Genomic DNA, 20,916 nt, shown 5'->3' with positions numbered 1-20,916 from the left:
GCACTCCGCCCCCGGTGCGAGGGGGGGGAAGGCGTGATGATCCGACGTGCCGCCCTTCAATCGCTGAATCTGTTCTGCCGTCTCTCGCCGGGGGTTGCACCCCCGGACCCCGCCGGAAGGGAGATGGGCGGGGGCGGCAATGAGGTGGGGATCTCACCGGGGATTACCATGAAAATGATCCAGAATATCCTCTCTTCATGTTTGCATGAGAGTCTGAGCTCTTTATATCACGTTGAAGCCGATACGCAGAGGATAGAAAATTCTTCAGATGGATCGGCCGCCCCCATCGTCGAGATTTTCCTGCCATCTCGCACCGGGGGATTGCACCCCCCGGACCCCCCACGACGAAGATAGGTGAGGGCGGCGATGGAACACGATCCCCCCAGATTCTCCGGTCTTGAAAAGAGAGAGCAAGCGACGAGAAATTTTCATCCCGTATGCTTGAGCCAGGGGTTCATGCCCGATTCTATAGAACTTATCTGAACGATATGACGGTGGAGAGGATGGCCGACCTGATCTCCTCCGCCGAGTATCCCATCACCCGGGCGAGGAACATGGCGCCGCCGGCACCCATCCCCTCTTTCACCTCGCCCTCACAGTACCTGCCGATCCCCGCGTCGCCGATGGTGCCGAAGTCCGGATCCACATAATAGGCCTTCGCCCCCACCGCGGCCACGGCCTCCTCGAAGTTTGCCGAGGCGTCGGTGCGCACGTACTCGGTCGTGGCAAGCGGGACCATGGATCTCCCCAGGCCCTTGAGCACGGCGTCGACGGCAAGCATCTGGGTGCCCCCGGCAAAGACGAGCGTGCCTTCAAAGGTACTCGCGATCCCCGCGGCCACCGGCATCATGGGGTCGCCCCCAATCCGCACCACGTCGAGGGCGTCGGTCGCCCCTTCGCGCTCCACCTTCTCAAGCACGTATTCGCAGATCTCTTCTTTCAGGTGCACCGGGTTCTCGACAAAACTGCTCGAGACCCTGGCCTCGTACCCGAGGGCGCGCAGGACGCAGAGGGCGGTCGTCGTCCCGCCGGGCACGCACTCGCCCAGGACCAGGAAGTCGGCGCACCTGGAAAGAATGCGGCCGACGCGCTCGCCGGCGGTGAGAAGATCTCTGGCCGCCGGGACGGCGTCGCCCTCTCGCGGGTCGCCGCCCGGCGCCCCGTAGACGTCGATGCACGGTACGGTCGGTGGGTTGAAGAGCCCGGCGTTCACGAAGACCGGTTCGATCCCGGTGAGTGTCGCCATCGCCCTGGTGATCACCGCCGGCGTCGGGCACCCGGTCGGGGTGTTGGGCTTGAGGGGCATCGAGGTGATCGCCCCGGTGGTGATCATCTCGGCATCGAGGATCGGCGTGAAGACCGTCTTCTTCGGAGACGGCCCCGCACCCGATACCCCGGGCACCATCGAGAGGGCGGTATTTCCAAGGACGCTTGCAAAGAGCGGTCTTGAAAACTCAATGGACGGAAACTCGGAGAGAAATGCCATATCAATGTATATATTGAGCCTGACCAAAAATTCTCCTATGTTTGAGATCGAAGAGCGGCTCAGAGGAAAAGGGGTCACCACCGATGCCATCGTCGACGCCGGGATGGGGCTCTATGTCTCGCACGGGATGGGCCCTGAAGAGGCGAGGACGCGCCTTGAGAAGAAGATCCTGGCGTCATACCAGGACCCGAACGTCTCCTCCCTCCTCCTCGGCGCCATCCTTCTCGAAGAAGAACTCTACGAGAACCGGAACGACTCGGAGATCGCCGACGACCCGGTCTTCCTCCTCTCCGACGAGATCATCGGGATGGCCATCGCCGAGATCATCGGGGGCACCTATGCCCGTTTCGAGTTCACGCGCTACGACCAGAACAAACCCGGCATTCTCGGCGAACTCGGACCTTTCCTCGACGACGCCGTCGCCGGACTCATCGCCGGGAATACCTCGCGGCTGTACAGCGAGAGTTTCGCCGCCGGGAACGCAGAATAGATCAAAAAGACTGGATATACAAAAATAGAGGTTATTACCTCTTTTTCCTCACGACATATCCTCCTACCGCCAGTGCGCCGACGATCAGCAGGCCCCCGGCCGCTACCAGCGTCCATGGAGTCTCGCCGGCGGCCGACCGCTGACCTTCCAGCCCGATCGTGGTGGCGGCCGCGACGGGGCGGTCCGCCGATGCTGTCACTGGTTTCGGGGCAGCCCACGAGAGGGCGAAGAGGCTGAAATGCGAGACGCGGGCGGTCACCGTCCGGGTGGCCGCGTCGACGGTGGCGGGGACTTCCCGCCAGGCCCCGCTCTCGGGGTTGTACCACATCACCGTCAGGGTGGCAGGGTCGCCGATCCTCTCCCACTCTTCCACGGAGAGGGTGTAGGTGAGGGTGATGGGGGGGTCGAAGGTGGCGCCGGCCGGACCGCACCTGAGAGCGAAACCGATCGTTGTTCCCGGCGGGATCGGGGGGGTTCCACTCATGTCGGCCCTTTTGATCGTCACTTCCCTGAGCGGTTCGCCGTCGCGGTCGCGGGCGACCGTGCCTTCCCTGAGAGTCACCGCCCCCACGCCGTCACTGGTCCGCACCGTCACGGTCCCGGTCAATTCGCCGCTCTTCGATATCGGGAGAGTCACCCGCTCCACCGACGTCGTCTGAGTCGTGGTCGGTCCGGAGACCGGGGACGTCGTCCCTCCGCCACCGCCGCCGCTGTTCGACGGAGGCTTTGGCGTCGTACCGCTCCCGACACTGAGGTCAACGCGGCTCGTGCCCTTCGGGCTGAAGGTCGCCGTCTCTTTTGCTGCTTTTCCACCGACCAGGAAGGTGATTGTCTCCCCGGCGAGGTCGTCGGTACCGAGGACCAGCAGCCTCTCACCCGCATGCCGGCTGGAGCCGCCGTACGTCCCGTCAGCCGCGGTCGTCACAGGCCCGTACGTCTCGCCACCCAGCACCGCAGTGACTTCGGTCCCCGCGGGCGCGGGTTTGCCGTCGATCGTCACGCTCCCCTTGAACTCGTGGGGGAAAACGGGGACGCCCTCATCGGCCGCCGCACCGGCGACGAGGCCGAGGAGGAGGAGCACCGCGATGCCCTGCCATACCTTCATCTTCACGCTCCGATGGCGCAGAGCAGGTCCGCATCGCTCATGTACAGCCAGTAGCCGTCCATCGGTTCCATCGCACGCATCTCACCGTGCCGTCCATCGGCGCCGCGGATGATCGAGGTCTTGTACTCCTGTGCGCCGGCGTCGAACCCGATGAGGGTTGCCCAGCATTTCTCGACCGACCTGAGAGTGTTTGCCGCGGGTTCGGGAACAGTGTCGGTGAACCCGATGGCGTTCCAGCCCTCGTCGAGGGCCTTCTCCGGCGGGGCGGAGGCCCCGCCGGTGTCGAAGGCAAGCGGGATCTCGTAGGTGCCGTTGGCATAGATCCAGATCCCGTCGAGCGGCCTGAACGCTTCTTCGGAACTCATCGCCTCCCACTGTTTCGTCCCGTTGTACAACAATACCGAGTGGTCGGCGGTGTCCACCTCGTCGAAGATGGCGATGGTGTCGTGGCCGGGTGCGAGGGTCTTCGGGGTCGAGACAAAGTTCCAGCCGGGGAGGAGGGTGATCGAGGCCTGCGAGAGGTCGAAATGGACGGCGACGCTCTCGCCTTCGACGACCGTCACCGCCTTCTCCGCCTCAAGATACCCCTCAAGGCTCACCGCGACCTGATGTTCGCCGGGCGAGACCCGCGTGAGCGTGGTGTTCGTCTGCTCGCCGGTATCTTTTCCGTCCAGGAAGACTCTGGCACCGTCCGGGGAGGAGGTGACCACGATGTTTCCTGCGGGTTCGGCGAGGGTGAATTCTACTGATGCTGTCTCGGTGTCGATAACGGTCACCGTCGCCGAGGCCTCCATGTATCCGGATTTCTTCAGGGTGATGGTGTGCTCGCCGACCGCGATTCCTTCAAGGATCGCGTTCGTCGTCTCGCCGGTCTCCTCCCCGTCCAAGAAGATCGCTGCACCTTCGGGCGTCGAGGTGACGGCGATGCACCCGACCGCCTTCTCGAGGTCGAGGTGGAGGTCGGTGGTCTCGTCGTGCCGGATCGTCACCTCAGCGAACGCCTCGCGGTACCCTTCCTTCTTCAGGGCGAGGGTGTGGTCGCCGACGGCGATGCCGGTGAGGGTGGTGTCGGTCGTCTCGCCGGTGTCGGCACCGTCGATAAAGATCGAAGCGCCGTCAGGGGTAGAGGTGACGGCGAGGCTGCCGGTGAGGGTGGTCAGCGAGAGGTCGACGGTTGCGGTCTCCCCTTCGACGACGGTGACCGGCGTTGAGGCGTCGGCGTAGTTTTCGAGTTTCAGCGTGACCACATGCTCCCCGGCGGGGATGTCTTCAAGGACAGTGTTTGTCGCCTTGCTGGTATCCTCGCCATCAAGGAAGATCGCCGCTCCTTCCGGCGTCGAGGTGACTTCGATGCAGCCGTTCGGGACCGGATTGGTCACCACCAGGAAGGCGGCGGCCGCTTCCATCCAGTCCCCACTGCTCTGGAACGCTGCAACGTTGCCTTCGCCTGCGAGGAGCGAGGTCACGTCGCGTTCGGCCGCACCGATCTGGCTCTGCCCGGTGAAGTTCCAGGCGTCGGTCCACACGTTGTCGTTGAAGATCAGTTCGCCTTCGTTCGGCCCTGCGCCGGGTGCGAGGGCGACGAGGGTAGCGTTGACGGCGTTGGTGGTGTCGAGAGTGAAGGGTGCGTAGGCGGTCGCCTGTTCAGGGGTGGTCGCCTGGCCGCTGCCGCCGTACAGGAGGTCGAAGCCCTCGTTGATGACAATGGTGTGCGGGGCGGTGACGCCGTCGTCGTAGACCGCCGCAAGCACCATTCCGCGTACCGAGACGTTCCCGCCTCCGGGGTAGATGTTTGTCAGGACGGCGGCGTTGCCGTCGGTGCTGAACGGTTCGGTGACGTCGTAGACGGTCATGCCGTACGGATATGAACTCCCCCACATCTTTTCGTCGCTATAGAAGGCGGCTCTCTCGACCGGGATGTCGTTGAAGGTGAGGGTGACATTGCCAGGGAAGACCGGACCTTTGTCCCAGGTGTAAGGGACGTAGAGCCGTGCGGCGGTGACGGTGGCGTCGGCCGGGATGTCAAGGTCGTTGACGGTCCAGTTCGCGGTGTACGCCGTCCAGTGCGGGTTGTCCGCGGCACCGAGATAGAGACTGTCGCCAGAAGAGTACGCCAGGTCGCCGCGGACGTCATAGGTCACGGCAGTGGTGAGGTCCTCACCGCCGGTCCACCGCTTGCCGCGGTAACCGTTGTCCACGACGGTCTTCTCAAAAGATCTGACATTGTTCTCCTCGTTCGATTCGTCGATCATGCACCCCGGGTCGGCGGTGACGGTGAAGGTCGCCGGCTCGCCCGCGGCATGCACCGTCGAGTCGGTCCAGGTGAGGGTGGTGTTCGCACCCGCGGCGAGGCCGTCGGGCACGGCAACCGCACCGGTGACGCCGCTCACCTTGAATTCGACCGAAAACGCACCCGCATCGGCCGTCCCGATGTTCGTGATCTTCGCGGTGTAGGTATTTCCAGTCGCGGAGAAGATCTCGTTCTTGTTTGGCATGAGGGTGCTGACCGTGAGGTCCGGGGCGGCGGGATCGGCATACTCAATGACGAGGAAGGTCTGTGCTGCCACCATCAGTGGTTGGCTGGATTCGGAACTCTGGATCGTCGCTTCGTTCCCGGTCGCGTTGAGGTACGCCGTCACCTCGCGGTCGTCCACAGCCACCTGTGGGGAGTCTGAGCCACCCACAGTAAGGGGACCGTAGTTCCATACACCGCTCCCGATCCGGTTGCCGTTGAAGTACAGGTTGCCCTCCCCACTGTTGCCCCAAGGGACGAACGTCGTGAGGTTTGCGCGGCTGACGTTCGCTGTGTCGAGGGTCATGCCGCTGAACGGCGCATATGCCGTTGCCCGACTCTCGTTCGTGCCATAATTTACGGAGTCGGCACCAAGGGCGTCAAACTCTTCGTTGACGAAGATCTGCTTTCTGGTGACTGACGGGTCTTCGTAGACCACCGCAAGGGTGAACCCGGCCGGGCAGATGGTGGTGCCTGCCTTCTCCCGCTCGAAGAGTGCCGTGTTGTTGACGCCCACCTTATAGGAAGTGGTCACATTATAGGTCATCAGGCCGTAGACCATACCCCCATAAGTGCCGAAGTTCGCCTTGTCATGGTACCAGTTCACATAGGGCACCGGATCGCCGTTGAAAGTGATTGAGAGGTTGTTCGGTGCTACGTTTGTGCTGTCCCAGCAGTACGGCACATAGAGCCAGGCGTCGCGGACGGTCGCACCTTCCGGGAGCAGCAGGTCGTCGCCGGTCCAGTTCACGGTGTAGTTCGTCCATTTGCCTTTGCCGGAGATATAATGGCTGTCACCGAATGAATTGATGATGTCGCCGCGGAGGTCGTAGGTCCGCACCGTGGTGAGGTCATTGCCGCTATCCATGTACCGCTTACCCAGGTAGCCGTTATATCCGACCTGTTGGGGCGGAGTTGTTTTGGCATTGTTGGTCTCAGAGATCTCCACGACAGTGTTGTCGGGGTCGATGATAGTGGTGTAGGTCACCTTCCCGCCTTCAGACTCCCTGATGGTCGTGTCGATGAGAAAGACATACGGTGCTTTTTCTCCAGGTTGGACCGGAGGGAGTGTAGCCCTGCCGACGAAACCGTCGCTCGAACGGACCTCGACCTCCGTTTCAGGAGACATATTTGAACCGAGATTGGTAATCCTGCCGACCCGGATGGTGTTTTGCATGCGGGTGAATACAGCATTTGTAATAGGATATGCTCCGCCGCCCGCAAAGGTAAGGTCACAGGTGGGAACGCTTGCCGTCACCGTCGCCGCCCCACTCACATTCTCCGCTGACGCGGTGATCGTGGTCGTGCCAGCGGCGAGGGCAGTGAAGTACCCACTAGTGTTCACCGTGCCGACGGTCTCGTTGCTGCTCCTCCAGGTGAAGCAGACATTCGTCATCTCATCTCCGTTCTGGTCCTTTGCGGTGGCGTTGAACTGCTGCGTGGCGTTCACCGCCACGCTCGCCGTCGCGGGAGAAACCTCGATCGTGGTCAGAACAAGCGGGGGGATTGTGTAGGTTACGTTCAGGTAGGGGTGTTGTGTGGCGTCGGCATAGTTGCGGCTCCTCAGCGTGACTTTCTGATCCATAGATGGCGTCGATTCGTCTGTATTTTTAATCATCCACCCATAATTTGCAGTACCGTCCGCGTATGCCTGTACGTCCTGCGTGACGTTCCAGCAGATCCAGGTATTCACTGCCGAACCAGGATCGATCGAACTGGTCGGTTGTGTATCCACAGAAGGTTGCGTTTTCCAGGTGACGCCGGACTCGTTCCACGTATCGGTCACGCGGTAAGCACCAACCTCCCTGTCGCCTGCTCTGGCGGACATATACGCATAGAGTGTTGCCGACTCGATCTCCGCCCCTTTGGGGATCGACGAAAGATCGAAGTGGATAAGACTTCTCAGATGTACTCCCAGCGAAGTTTGCAGAGTACTAAGAGATGTAGCAGTACCATAATTTCTATTCTCAAACGATGTGCCAAACCGAACATATGAGTCGGCGTCTGCCGGGAATGTTTCGTTGGCGGCCATCACCGGCGCAACGAGAGCAACCATGCACAGTAGTGCAACGATACAGAGAAGCAGAAATGTTTTTCGCATCTTCCTATCAGCTCCGTTCATCATTCACGATTCTCCCGGTACGCCGGCACCCCAATGGAATGGCAGGAGGGGCCGGGAGACGAATCGAGATGTTTGAGATCAGCATTTGATCATATATATATTCATACTATTCACACCCAGTCTGACATAATATATTTTAAGTCATATCAACGACATAAGAAATGGAATTTTGGTTGCATGCGGCATACAATCCGTACATCACATTCGTCGTACCGTCGAAAATGAAGTCGTTTTCCACACACGGAAAAAGATGATGCCGTCGAGCCGCAGAACGGCATCAAAAAATGAACACAGGTGGAAGCTCCACGGCCCTTCCGCATTTTCAAAGATCTCAGAGGGGTGCGATTTTACACTTCCTGCTCCTCCTCCACAGTCAGGAGCGCAAGCGGGATCTTGAAGTACCCGCCGTACAGTGATGGATCGGTGGTGTTCCGGTCGAATGTCATGAAATTATCTCCGCTGGTAATGTAGTTGGTGACATTCCAACTCTGATAGCCGAAGTACGATCCCTGGCACGGGTTGCTCCAGGTGAGTGTGTTGCCGTTGAAGGTGTAATTACCGTTGTAACTCGCCAAGTAGATGGCCGTCAGGTCTGCATCGATAACCGAGGATGTTACTGTGCTGAATGTGGTGTTCCCGATGTAAGAGCAGCCATTCTGGTCAGCTTTTTTGGAATCGGTGTCGTGACCCTGGTTCACCCAGTAAGAGATCTCTTTCCCACTCGAGGGATCGTTATATGCGACCACAAGCGTGATCATCTTCACCCGGCCGTCATACGGCTGCGTGCCGTTAGGGCAGGCCGTGTGCACGCGCGCCGCGACGCTCGATGAGGTGATATCGTTGGTCACGTCGTACCACATCAGGCAGTCGCTCGTCACCCGGTTGCAGTGGTTGTTGATCCAGACCGTTCCATCAGCACTGCTGTTCTCCGGATAGGTGTAGGTGGTGTTCATGATCTCCGAACCCAGGGTCCCATAGCCCGATCCGCCGTCGAACTCCACCGTCGTGTTCAGGGGGTAGTTTTTGGTCATGCTCCCGATGTAGGTCGTGACATAGAGACGCGCCCATTCGACATTACCTGCAGTGCACGGAAGCGAGAAATTTTTCGTCACCGGCGTAGAATACGCATAGTCAAAGCCGGGATACGCGTCGAACCAGAGACCACCGGACACGTTCCCTGAGGTTCCGTTCGCGTTGACCAGTTTGTCTCCTCCAATCCACGGGTCGGCTGCCGCCGGCGCCGCCATCGCGAGCACCGCCAGCAGCACAAGCATGCCTGAAAACATACATTTGTTGCTTTTTTTCATGTATTTCCTCCGATACTGGTCTTGTTCTAGGTGGGGGGATTGAACCTCCCCTACAGGCATGGATGGCCCAAGTGTGATATATATTTTTATATCTCATAAATGATCATAAAATTAAAATAATTGATATTATTAATGAATCAAAAAATAAAAATTTGTAATATTCCTCCTGCCGAGGAACTAGAGAGGATAGAATTCTCTGAATAAGACGACCCTATAAAATCGCTGATAAAGAGCATACTCCAAAATTATCCTGGATATGGATCATTGCCCCGATCAAATCTCTTCATTCCAGGTATTCTGAATACATATCTCCTGCCTTGTGGCTGTGCCCTCCGGATCCTCACAAAGGAGATAGCATAGGACAGCGGCTGACTTCCGGGGGGAGAACATGAATCCATGCACCCCCATCCGATCTGCGGGGTGTACTCTCGACTCACGCGTGAGTCAACAAATCAAAAAAAGTACCAGACATCTAAGTGATAAGCAGGCACGCGTTGAGTCTCTAATTTCTTCGGATCAAATACAATAATTCATAACAAATAGAACAATATTAATATCTAGTGTGACCGTACCTCCTTTCGTATGAAATTTTCCCCCTCTCCCTTGATAAGATGTCTTTTCTGCGCGGCAATACTCCTCCTTGCCGCCCCGGTATCGGCAGTGTACGATTTTGAAGGCATCCCCCTCCATATGACGGCCCAGGGGGAAGTCAGGGGGGATGTGCTCACCTTCGGCACCTATGGGCTTGAGGCCCCGCCTATTGAGTGCACCTTCTCTCTCCCGGACAAGCCAATCTGGGCAAGAGTCTATACAGGTGTCTGGGGCGGAACCGAACGCTACACCGGATGGGAAGAACTCACCGTCAACAACGGTGTCCCGGTCAGACGCTCACTCTTCGGGAAAGATGATCAGAATGAAGAGACCTATGTCTCGGGCTATGGCGTCTACTGGATCGCGCACGACTGTACCGATCAACTCCATGGCGGCAAGAACACCGTCTCCCTGACGACCAGCAGGGGCCTGCCTGAGAGCAGGATCGATGGAAGGGCCTATGGTATCTTCGTCGTCGCCGTCGTCGAGGATAAAGACGGACCGACCACCAGATACTGGATCGCCGAAGGAAACGAGAACCTCCATGGAGAGGGGTGGGCCGGGACAAACCCCACGCGACATGACAAGAGCGAGATTTCGTTTGAGAAGGCAGGCCTGCTGGAAGGTGCCACCGCAGACCTCACCATACTGCTGCTGGCCTCGACGAAGGGACAGCCTGATTATGTCAGGTTCAATGGCGAAGACCTCGGTGTCGCCCCTGACGATCCCTCCCTTTACCCGGCAGGCGCGCGGGACATCGGCAACGAACGATGTTTCGACGCCACGGGCGGCCTCGGGACCGAGGCAAGATATGTCGATGTCGAGACCTTCGATGTCGGCGCTCTCCTCAAGGAGACGAACCACGTCCTCTTCGAACGCGGGAGGGACCTCGACGACGACGGTACGATCACCACCACCGGAGACAAACCTGAGGGTGAAGACTACATCCATCCCTGCTGTGCCATTCTTACCGTGAAGAGACCGGGTGCCGACCCGGCCCCCGACCTTTCCGTGGATATCCCGGAGGTGAGAGGGGCCTACGCCGGTGAAGAGGCGACGGTGCAGGCAACGGTGAGAAACCACGGAGCGCGGCCGGAAGGGATGATCACGGCCGTCTTCTCGGTCGACGGAGAGCCCGTAGAAACAATAACCGTCGAACCGGACGTCTCGGGAGTTCAGGAGGTTGCGGCAAATGTCACGCTGGACGAAGGCCGGCACACACTCTCGGTACGGGTCGACGCCGGGAACGACCTCGACCCTGCAGACAACGAGGCTTCGGACACCGTCAGGGTCGGGACGATCCCTGATCTTGCGGTGAAGATCGGCACCCCGACCCGTACCGGTGCCGGAGAGCCGGACACGCAACACTCCCCCTCTCCTTTCTGTGCTCTGGTTGCAGGGCTCTGTATCGCGGTTCTCCTCGCCAGGCGCCCGCCAGGCGGGAAACTTGCCGCCATGCTGATCGCAGGAGCGGTCATTGCGGCATCGTGCCCACTGGCCATATCACCGGCCGCCGCCGCCGGGTACGAAGACTACACCGTCCCGGTCACGATCACAAACCTCGGCGGGAGCGACACACCGCCCTTTGACCTCACCGTCTATCTGGACGGGGAGAAGGCGGCGGTGAAACCTGTGGATGGAGGACTGGAGGCCGGGGCAACAGTCGATATCGCTCTTTCTCATTTCACGACACCGGGAAAACATCGTTTGCGGGTGGTCGCCGACGAGGCCGGTACGATCAGAGATGCCGACCGGGGGAACAACGCGGCGGAGGGCGACTATGTCTTCCCATAGGCTGGCCATCAGCGTCGCTCTCCTCGGCGTGCTCCTCTTCCTCCCTGCGGTCTCTGCCACCTATGCCGGCGATAAACCACTTGAGACGGCATATCATGACGAATTCAACGGCGCCCACCTCTTCACCCTCGGCAACAGCACCTACAGCGGAGCACTGAACCCAGGGGACCGGTACGCCGTCGACTTCGAGGTCGAACTCCCTGAAGATGCAACAATACGATACCAGCGCCTCTATGTCTACTGGGCCTGGAGCAAACTCGACCAGAAGGCGATCTATCCCTCGGTATCAGTCACCCGCACCGACACGGGCGCACTCCTCAACAGCACGGGACGGTCTGTCGACTCCAAGGGGTTCGTGAGCAAGAACGATTTTTTCTCAGGGATGGACATCTTCGAGACGGCCGACCTCTCTCCAGGGAAGAACGCTTTCACCGCCGTCCTTGAGAATACCGCAGACGACAACCGCACCTTCGTGGTCCAGGGGATCGGTCTGCTCGTCATTTACGAGTGCCCGGAGTCGCCTGAAGTCGTCTGCTGGATCAAAGAAGGGGCCGATCTCCTGTACAACAGTTACGGGATCACTCCTCCCATGGCGACGAGCAGGATCAAGTTCGAAGGAAAAGTCGAGAAGTCAGATCTCTCATCTGCCGAACTCCTCCTCATCGCTCCCTCTGGTGGCTATACGAGGGAGAACATCCCCGAGATCAACCGGCTCTTTCTGAACCGCGAGGGAGAGACCAGCATGCCCTCGTTCTTTGAATCGATTCTCTCGGCTCTGTTCCCGGGATCAAATGGCCGGGAGTGGGTGAACATCTTCGACTCCGACGAGACGAGGCAGGTCGGGATCGACCGCCGGGATGTGCTGCCCTATCTCCGGTCTGAGAACAATTTTGCGGCTGTCAGGGACGAAAAAGACTATCTTGTCCTTACCAATGCCGTGTTGTGGGCTGAAAAGAGGTGAAAAAATGGACGTCATCATGCAGACACGAGACCTGAGCAAGGCGTACACCGAGCAGGTGACTGCACTCAGGAACGTAAACCTCGCCCTTGAGAGAGGAGAGTTCGTCACCCTTCTCGGGCGGAGCGGGAGCGGGAAGAGCACGCTCCTCAATATCCTCGGCGGACTCGACCGGCCGACCGGAGGAGACGTATATATCAACGGAACGAGAGTCGACTTCGAAGATAGGCAGGCGCTCATCACCCTCAGAAGAGAGGCGCTCGGTTTTGTCTTCCAGAACTTCAATCTCATCCCGACGCTGACGGCCAGGGAGAATGTGGAATATCCCCTCCTCTTCAACTATGCCAGGAGGGCGGTGAGAGAAGAGCGAGCGCTGGCCCTTCTCGAGATGGTGGGGCTCGCAGAGAGAGCCGATCACTATCCCCGCGAGATGAGCGGCGGCGAACAGCAACGGGTGGCGATCGCCCGCTCCCTTGTCGGGAACCCGTCGATCGTGCTTGCCGACGAACCGACCGGGAACCTGGACTCAAAGACAAGTGACGGGATCTTTGAGTTGATGCGCGAGGTGAACCAGGAGCGGGAGACGACGTTTCTGATCGTGACCCATGAACGGGAACTCGGGAAGCGTGCCGACCGTTCCATCGAACTCCTCGACGGGAAGGTGGTGTGAGATGGAGATCGCACGAGTCTTTGAGTCTCTGAAGATCGCGGCCAGGCAGGTCGCACGGAAACGGATGCGCGTCCTGCTCACCGCCCTCGGCATCGCCATCGGCGTGGCGGCGGTGGTCGGGACCATCTCGCTGGGGGAAGGGATCAGATATCAGGCGGTGGAAGCGATCAAGGAGCAGTCAGATCTGACCCTCATCGAGGCGACCGCGGATATCCGCGGCGGCACGCTCCACCTGATCACCCCCGCAAAGATCGACGAGATCGCGGCAATACCCCATATCAAGGCTTCATCGGCGGTTGTCAGAGAAGCCTACGCAACAAAACGACAGACCTACCTGGGTGTGATAGGCATCGACCCGACAGAGATCGGGGAGGTGATCAAACCCCGATACTTCAAGGGAGATCCGATCGATCCGGGTTCCAGGCAGGCGGTCCTCGGCCACGACCTCGCTGAGACGCTCCAGCGCTATGAAGGGATCCGCCTCGGTGACACGATCCCGATCCTGATCAGGCAGTACGACGAGGACGGGATGCCGGTGGACGTGCAGGTGGACTTCACGCTGGTCGGCGTGCTGCAGGAACGGGACGACCAATTTGATCAGATGATGCTGATCGACCGTGGGGTCGCACAGGATCTGCGCGGCGGCGAGGCGTCTTTGGACGGCGTCCTCATCAGGGTCGACCATCCCGAAGAGGTCTTCGGTGTGGTGGACGGCGTCAAGGCCCTGGGTCTCACTGCCACAGGGGCCTTCGAGCAGATCGAGTCAGTGAACCGTCTGATGGATGTGGTCGTCCTGCTCCTCGCGTTCTTTGCCGGGGTGTCACTCATCGTGGGCGCCCTGATGATCATGAACACGATGATCACCTCGATCTTCGAGCGGACAAGAGAGATCGGGATCACCATGGCTATCGGCGCATCTCCCGGCAACGTTCTCCAGCTCATCCTCTTCGAGTGCCTGTATATCGGGCTGATCGGCGGAGTGATCGGCGATCTCCTCGGGATCGCCTTCGCCGGCGTCATCAACATCTTCGGAAAACCCTTTATCATCGCTCAACTAGGCGACACCTTCGCCACCTTTGCAGACGCGGATATCACCCTGATCACGCCCGGCCTCCTGTTGCTCGGGATCGTCATTGCGGTGGTGCTCTCCCAGATATCAGGATTTTATCCGGCATTGAAAGCGGCACGCCTCAATCCGGTGACAGCGATCAGGACGGGGGTGTGAAGGGTGGCGACGGAGAGCAGATCTGCACGGGCGGCAGTGTTTCTCACCGTTCTCCTTCTCACCCTCCCGGCCTGCGTCGCTGCCGACCAGTATGTGGGAGGCATCCCTCTCACGACCGTCGACGAAGGCGTCGTCTCAGGCGGGGTCTACGTAAACTCCTTTGTCGGCACAGGAATGGACCGTGACGTCTCAAAGAAGTATACCCTGCCTGAATACACGGAGATCAAATGGGCACGCCTCTATGTGTCCGTCTACTGCGCCCATATGCAGAACAACTACGAACATCGTGCAACGGTAAAATTCGACGGCGGATCCGGGACACAGACCCTGGAGGTGGAGGAACTGCGGGTGCCGTACTCATTCCCGATCGACGGCGGTTCCGGACCGGTCTGGGTGAACGAACACTGCAACCGGGTGACGAGCGACTACCTGATGTGGTATGACGTCACCGACGCGATCAAAAAGAGGGAGGTCGTCGCCAAAGTCAAGGTCGATCAACCTGAGGGATATACAGGCACCTTTGACGGGAGGATCAAGATCGTCACCCTGGTCGTCGCCTATGACGACGGCGACAGCGACGAGGTGTATTACTGGGTGAACCAGGGACATGACGTCCACTCGTATTATGTCGAGGATTATCTGGGCGAGACCTATGAAGGAGAGACGACCTTTGCCACCGGCGATCTCCCTGAAGATGACGAGCGTGAGTACGTCGCCGAACTCTCGCTTGTCCATATGGCAAGCAAAGTAGGGGAATTCACGTTCAACTCAGAATCCATCGAGGCCCCGGAGCCGCAGGGGGCGTACTCCGGCTACCATACCGAAGATGTCACCGACCTGGTCCTCCCCTGGTCTGACAGTCTTTTCACCTACACCAGGGACCTCAGTGTCAGCGGGAGCGGCGGGGGCTATCTTGGGGCGTATTTCAAGATCCCGCTCGCTGTTCTCTCGGTCCGCTACCCGGGCAAAGAGGTCGGGAACCTCGAAGTGACCTCATCTCCGGCCGGTGCGGTGGTCTACCTTGACGACGAAGAGACCCAGTGGGTCACCAACACGACCATCAGCGGAGTCGAGGCCGGCGAACACGCAGTGCGGGTCGAACTGGACGAGCGGTACCACGCCTCCGAGGATCAGTGGATCGAGGTGAGGAAGGGGGAGAACACCACCGTCCACTTCGATCTCGAAGCGCGCACCGGGAGCATCGAGGTGACGAGCGAACCGTCAGGAGCCTGGATATACCTCGAAGGGGGCGACTACCAGGAAATGACAAACACATCTCTCCAGACCCCGGCAACTATCGACGGCCTCATTATCGGCAAATATACCGTTGAAGTGAGGAAGGAGGGATATGAACCCGCATACCAGATGGTGGTGGTACAGGAGGACGAGATCGTCGGAGTGGACCTGACATTCGGGTCTTCCGGAGGCGACTCTGGCGGTTCGGATGGAGAGATCGATCCAGAGTTCGGATACACCGGCAAGAGACTGGATCTCTTCACCACCGGCACACTCCACGGCAACCTCACGTATCATGAGTTCAGCGACTATACCGGACTGATCCATGCCGGGGAGAGCCGGGAGTTTGCGATCACGATCCCGGCACCTGAGAACGGTACGGTCAGGTATGCAAGACTCTACATCTACACCACCTGGGGACACGACGAGAAGCGCAAAGAGGGGACCAACAGCAGGATCACGCTGAAGGTCGACGGTGTCGAGATCAAGGCCGATAAGGTCTACCGTGACCGGAAAAACGAAGGCATCTACAACTATCTCCTCGAGACCCATGCCTATAACATCTCCGGGATCAAGGGCGGCGCGGCCGGCGACCATATGGTGACGGTAACCAACGATGGGCGAAAAGACGATGTCTTCGCGACCTATGGCCCGGGTGTGCTGGTCATGGTCGAAGACCCGGCAGCACCAGAGATCACCTACTGGATCGCAGAGGGCTCCGACACCCTCTATGCCAACCCCGACTTTGGCACCACGAGCGACGACTGCATCACGACGGCACTCTTCGACGGCGAGATCAACCTTGCGAATACGAAGGAAGCGCGGCTTATCCTGGTGACCACGGCCGGGTCGGGGGAGGACGATGACGAGCATCGGATCACCTTCAATGAAGGTGAGTGGTTCAATCTCCTCACCGGAGGATCGTCTGCGATCAGTGTGGCCGGGATAGATGTCAGGCCCTATCTGATGCCGTCGGAGAACGAGGCCGGAATCCAGAGTTATATCACCTCAATGAAAGGTGACTACATGGAGAACCGGGGGATTATCCTTGTTGTCAGGCATGGAACCCCGCCGGCCGGGGCGCCGGTGAATGTCACGTCCGCCGCGAATCTTTCCGGCACTCAGGGGATGACGTCGACCGGAAGCAGCGAGCGGTTCACGCTGAACGAATCGAATGAGAGGCTTGAGGCCACGCACCTCACCTTCGACGAGGGGGCGGTCGAACTCTTCATCTCCGAAGGGACGGTGATCACCGACGGTGCCGGGAAACCTCTCTCAGCGCTGAGACTGGAGGTGCTCAGACCCGGCGACGCCCTGCGGGCGTACGCAATCGGTGATGATGATATGGTGGCCGATATTCCTCTCCTGCTGGTCATCCATACCGACCGGCTCGGGCTTTCAGGGGTCCGTCTTGTCAGATACGACGATTCTCTGGACCAATGGCAACCGGTGGAGGCGGATGTTACAGATGGCAGCCTCTCCGCCAGGATCAGGCAGGGAGGGATATATGCGCTCATGGAAAGGGGTGAAGATTGCGATCATGGGATCTTTCAACCGCTCTTCGACCTGATCGGTGGCTTTGTGACCGCATTCTTCGGGATATTCGGGATCGATATCTCAGGAGAGGCGTCCGTCCCCTCACCTGACCCCGCGATGATGGCCGGCAATTTATCCGGGCAGATGATCGCGCCAACGGCTCCTGTTGAAACGCCGGCGGTCACCCCGGCACCCACTCAGGTTGATGTCGCGACGATGCAGTTTGCCCTCTCCATCCTCTCCACTCCGCCTGGGGCCCTCATCGATCTCGACGGAGAGTACACCGGCAGGACGACGCCCGCCACCCTTGAGTCGTTATCCGGGGGGACCCACACCATCAGGATGAGCATGGACAGGTTCGAACCGGTGGAGGAAACGGTCTATCTTGAGCGCGACGACGAGATCCATCTACAATTTGAATCGGGTTCTTCAGAGTTGAAGGAGCAGATGGTCGCCACCGGGCCGCTGCGCGGGTGGGAGGAGAACCGGCATGGCGGGGTGTATGTCGAGTCCTTCCCTGAGGGGGCAGAGATCTATGTGGACGGCAGGAAGAGCAACAAAAAGACACCCGCACTCGTCTACGGGCTGAAAGAAGGACTGCATACGATCAAGGTGAAGATGAAAAATGTCGAGTTCGCGAATGAGAAAGAACGAGTATGGATCGTGAAGAACTCAGTGTCGCTAGTGAAATTCAGCAGTGGCTCGAAAGGGCTTGAGCGGTCGCTCTCGATTGAGTCAGAGGGATATTCGGGCTCTCCCTTCTCGGTCAACGGCAGGTATCTGGGGTACAAGCTTCCAAAGAACGTCGATGTCGTTGGGATCGATGCGTATGTCACGGTCCATGACAATGGCAGTTTCTTCTCGCAGAAGATCCTGAATACCGTTCAATCGAACGAGACGGTGGTCATCGGGTCTTCGCTCACCGCACCCTGCGGACTCCTCGTCACTTCAGTGCCTTCAGGGGCTTTGATATTCATCGACGGCCTCTCTACCGGATATGCGACGCCATATCTCGTCGAGAACATCTCGGAGGGCAGGCACCTGGTCTCGCTCTCAAAGCCGGGATATATTCCTGAGGGGGAGGTGGTCCTGCTGACCGACAATCGCCATAAGGAGCAGGACGCGGAGGTCGGTCTGGACCTGGGACCCTATGCGTACGGGTCGCTTACGGTGGGGAGCACCCCCGAGGGTGCGAAGATCTATCTCTACGGCAAGGACACCGGAGAAAAAACGCCTCACACCTTCCATTACCTCGGCATCGGATCCTATGATGTGAAGGTCGTGGGGAAGGAAGGTTCAAAGACGCTTGAGGATGTGGTGGTGGTGCCGTATGAGATGAGGGAGTGCCATGTGGATCTTGCTGCGGGCTGATTCGTCTCGGCCCTGTATTAGGCATATACGCCATAACCATGTTCAGAGGGGATTGTCCGGAGCAGCGTTTCAACGCCAGGATGGATCCCTTTCCTCGTAAGAGGGCATCAGGAGGGAATCGCGCAGGTGCCGCCCCCGCGTGTCCTCACCATTGGGGGTAGGGGGAGCACGGCCCCCCCCGGCGCGCGAATCGTCAGGATCATTCTCATGATAGTCAGGGATGAACTCTGGGCTCAAGCATACGTGACGAAAATTGTTCAGAATCATGTTTTGAAGTGTGGAGGGATCCCTCCACGCCTCAGAGAACGGCGATATGAGATTTTCATCGCGTATGCTTGAGGTGTGCTCTCGACTCATGCTCGATTCAACAAACCTGTTCCCTGAGATTTATTCTTGGCCCGACATCTGGGCCGTTCCCCCCGAGGTTCCACCTGGAAAAGAGACCGATACCTCATCGACACAAAAATCACATCCCTTATTGTATAATACTTCTAAACCAGTACACCAGATGGCTCTCGACGCCCTCAGGGCACTCTTCCAGTTCTGCACCATCCTCCCCCTCGGACGGCCCGCAGACTTCGACGCCTTTGCCAGGCACACCTGGCTCTACCCCCTTGCGGGCTATGTGGTCGGCGGGATCGCGGCAGGCGTCGCCCTCCTCCTCGGCGGCCATCCCGGCCTTGCCGCGACCGCCGCCGTTGCTGTCGCAATCATCGTCTCGGGCGCCAACCACTTCGACGGCCTCCTCGACCTCGGCGACGGACTGATGGCCCACGGGAGCAGAGAGAAACGGGTCACCGCCCTCACCGACCGGCAGATCGGCGCAGGAGGCGTGGCATGCGGACTCCTCACCACCCTCATCGCGGTCGAGGGCCTCTCCGCGGCATGGTCGGTCCCCTTCGTCATCCTCACTGCGGAGGTCTGCGCAAAACTCGCGATGGCCTGGATCACTGCCCTCGGCGCCCCCTTCCATGACGGGATCCATGCCTACCTCCATGGGTTCGCAAAGAAGCGCTTTGTCATCTACGCCCTCGTCCCGGTCCTCCCGCTCTTCCTTCTCCCCCTCGGTCCGGCCCTTATCGGCAGGGCATTGCTGGTGACCGCTCTCGTCGTGGCCCTCCTCGTCGGCCTGGCCACCCGCCTCTTCGGCGGCGTGAACGGGGACGTCGCAGGCGCCTCAAACGAGATCACGCGGGCGGCCGTCGCCCTGGCCCTCGCACTCTAGAGGGCGCACACACCTTTTTATGCTCCACCTCTGACCTATTCAAGATGATGAGAGATCGGGCCATCTATAAAAGAGGCGGCGTGATCACCGAGCGCAACCCAGATTTCTGTGCGGTGCGGCTCAGGATCCCGGCAGGGGTTCTGACCGCCGAGAAGATGGCGGGCATCGGTGAGATCGCAAAGAAATATGCAGACGGCGAGGTCCACCTCACCACCCGCCAGACCATGGAGATCCCGCACGTCGACCCCGCCCGCCTGGAAGAGGTCGGCCGCGACCTGGAGAAGAACGGCACCCCCCTGGGATCCGAATATGACGAGGTCGTCAACGTCATCGCCTGCCCCGGCACCGCCGGGTGCAAGTACTCCAATATCGAGACCTACAGTCTGGCAAGAAGGATCGACGAGAAGGTCTTCGGCCGCGAGATGCCGATCAGGATGCGGATCTCTCTCTCCGGCTGCCCGAACGCCTGCACGAGCCCGGTCCTCAACGAGATCGGGATCGTCGGCCGCATCCGTCCCCTCAGGACCGAGGGTATGTGCACCGGCTGCGGGACCTGCGCCGAGTACTGCAAGGAGGCGGCGATCGTCATCAAGAACGGGATCTCCGAACTGATCCCTGAAAAGTGTGTCCAGTGCGGGATCTGTATCCAGTCCTGCCCCTTCGACCTCCTGAAGTCGGAGTACCGTCACTACCTCATCACCATCGGCGGGCGGCGCGGCCGGCACCCGAACCCGGGCCGGGAACTCATCACCGTCGAGAGCGAAGACGACGTCGTCGCGGTCGTCGAACGGGCGGTCACCTGGGTCTACCGGAAGGCGTGGAGCGGACGGCACCTGGCCGACCAACTCGACGAAATCGATTTTGAGTCCTTCCGCAAGGGATTACAGGACGAATTCAACGGCGGTACATCGAGGTAAAGCCGACACCCTCTTTATCATTGCAGGAGATCGCCTCTCCGTCACGGACCAGGGAGTTGAACATCATGGCGGCGTCGAGGAGTTCCTCGTCAAAGCCCATCCCCCTGGGCCCGCCGACCAATTTTTGCGGCGGCGAGGGGAGCACCCGTCTGCCCACATGGATGCCATTGCAGTGCTTGCAGTAGGCACAGTGACTGTACACCGAGACCTCCCCGGCAGCGCAGGCCACCGTGACACGGCCTTTCTCTTCATCGCGGCGGAATTCCAGAGTTTTCATAGGTCAGTGAGTGTTTGTTTAATCAGAGATTTGAGGGTGTCGATACCTGCGTATAAATCTGCAATCGTGGGGAGAACAGGCGAATCAAAATGGT

At 59.5% G+C, this 20,916-nt stretch carries 13 protein-coding genes; 8 read left to right on the top strand and 5 right to left on the bottom strand.

Translation table 11 applies throughout. The features are described from left to right. Window positions 1-475: 475 nt before the first annotated feature. On the bottom strand, window positions 476-1,486 hold the full coding sequence (gene cobT / locus E2N92_RS11390) for a nicotinate mononucleotide-dependent phosphoribosyltransferase CobT (RefSeq protein ID WP_220681274.1): 1,011 nt from the start codon (window positions 1,484-1,486) through the stop codon (window positions 476-478). A gap of 37 nt (window positions 1,487-1,523) precedes the next feature. Here cobT and E2N92_RS11385 point away from each other — a divergent pair, with 37 nt between their 5' ends. Continuing rightward, window positions 1,524-1,976: a phosphatidylglycerophosphatase A family protein gene (locus E2N92_RS11385; protein WP_220681273.1), complete on the top strand. Its 453-nt coding sequence runs from the start codon at window positions 1,524-1,526 to the stop codon at window positions 1,974-1,976. 34 nt (window positions 1,977-2,010) lie between these two features. Here E2N92_RS11385 and E2N92_RS11380 read toward each other — a convergent pair whose 3' ends face one another. The 3 genes from E2N92_RS11380 to E2N92_RS11370 form a co-directional block, all read right to left on the bottom strand. Further along, window positions 2,011-3,081, bottom strand: a complete 1,071-nt coding sequence (locus tag E2N92_RS11380) for a hypothetical protein (RefSeq protein WP_220681272.1) — start codon at window positions 3,079-3,081, stop codon at window positions 2,011-2,013. A 2-nt stretch (window positions 3,082-3,083) separates the two neighbouring features. After that, window positions 3,084-7,649, bottom strand: coding sequence for a DUF3344 domain-containing protein (locus E2N92_RS11375; protein WP_220681271.1), 4,566 nt, complete (start codon window positions 7,647-7,649; stop codon window positions 3,084-3,086). Between the two features lie 413 nt (window positions 7,650-8,062). Continuing rightward, complete coding sequence (locus tag E2N92_RS11370; RefSeq protein ID WP_220681270.1) at window positions 8,063-8,989, bottom strand: DUF3344 domain-containing protein; 927 nt, start codon at window positions 8,987-8,989, stop codon at window positions 8,063-8,065. A 693-nt stretch (window positions 8,990-9,682) separates the two neighbouring features. Here E2N92_RS11370 and E2N92_RS11365 point away from each other — a divergent pair. The 7 genes from E2N92_RS11365 to E2N92_RS11335 all read left to right on the top strand — a co-directional run bounded on the left by E2N92_RS11365 (window position 9,683) and on the right by E2N92_RS11335 (window position 20,545). After that, the gene (locus E2N92_RS11365) at window positions 9,683-11,407 is read left to right on the top strand and encodes a DUF3344 domain-containing protein (RefSeq protein ID WP_220681269.1); all 1,725 of its coding nucleotides are present in this window, start codon (window positions 9,683-9,685) and stop codon (window positions 11,405-11,407) included. Continuing rightward, window positions 11,394-12,368: a DUF3344 domain-containing protein gene (locus E2N92_RS11360; RefSeq protein ID WP_220681268.1), complete on the top strand. Its 975-nt coding sequence runs from the start codon at window positions 11,394-11,396 to the stop codon at window positions 12,366-12,368. The genes E2N92_RS11365 and E2N92_RS11360 overlap by 14 nt, the downstream gene beginning before the upstream one ends. Before the next feature lie 4 nt (window positions 12,369-12,372). Next, window positions 12,373-13,035 (top strand): ABC transporter ATP-binding protein, encoded by a 663-nt coding sequence (locus tag E2N92_RS11355; protein ID WP_220681267.1) that lies wholly within the window; start codon window positions 12,373-12,375, stop codon window positions 13,033-13,035. Between the two features lies 1 nt (window position 13,036). Next, complete coding sequence (locus E2N92_RS11350) at window positions 13,037-14,260, top strand: ABC transporter permease (RefSeq protein WP_220681266.1); 1,224 nt, start codon at window positions 13,037-13,039, stop codon at window positions 14,258-14,260. 3 nt (window positions 14,261-14,263) lie between these two features. Beyond that, a complete protein-coding gene (locus E2N92_RS11345) occupies window positions 14,264-18,403 on the top strand; it encodes a DUF3344 domain-containing protein (RefSeq protein ID WP_220681265.1) in 4,140 nt (1,379 codons plus the stop codon). A 508-nt stretch (window positions 18,404-18,911) separates the two neighbouring features. Continuing rightward, complete coding sequence (gene cobS, locus E2N92_RS11340) at window positions 18,912-19,628, top strand: adenosylcobinamide-GDP ribazoletransferase (protein ID WP_220681264.1); 717 nt, start codon at window positions 18,912-18,914, stop codon at window positions 19,626-19,628. Window positions 19,629-19,672: 44 nt separating this feature from the next. Further along, window positions 19,673-20,545 carry a 4Fe-4S binding protein gene (locus E2N92_RS11335; protein WP_220681263.1) on the top strand — a complete coding sequence of 291 codons (873 nt, stop codon included), beginning with the start codon at window positions 19,673-19,675 and terminating at the stop codon, window positions 20,543-20,545. On the opposite strand, the gene E2N92_RS11330 is transcribed toward E2N92_RS11335, so the two are convergent. Then, complete coding sequence (locus E2N92_RS11330; RefSeq protein ID WP_220681262.1) at window positions 20,523-20,822, bottom strand: hypothetical protein; 300 nt, start codon at window positions 20,820-20,822, stop codon at window positions 20,523-20,525. The genes E2N92_RS11335 and E2N92_RS11330 overlap by 23 nt on opposite strands. Window positions 20,823-20,916: the final 94 nt, after the last annotated feature.

This window comes from Methanofollis formosanus (assembly GCF_019633745.1).
Classification (GTDB): Archaea; Halobacteriota; Methanomicrobia; order Methanomicrobiales; family Methanofollaceae; genus Methanofollis; species Methanofollis formosanus.
The sequence above is the reverse complement of the archived record's forward strand: the minus strand, read 5'-3'. Positions and strand labels throughout refer to the sequence as shown.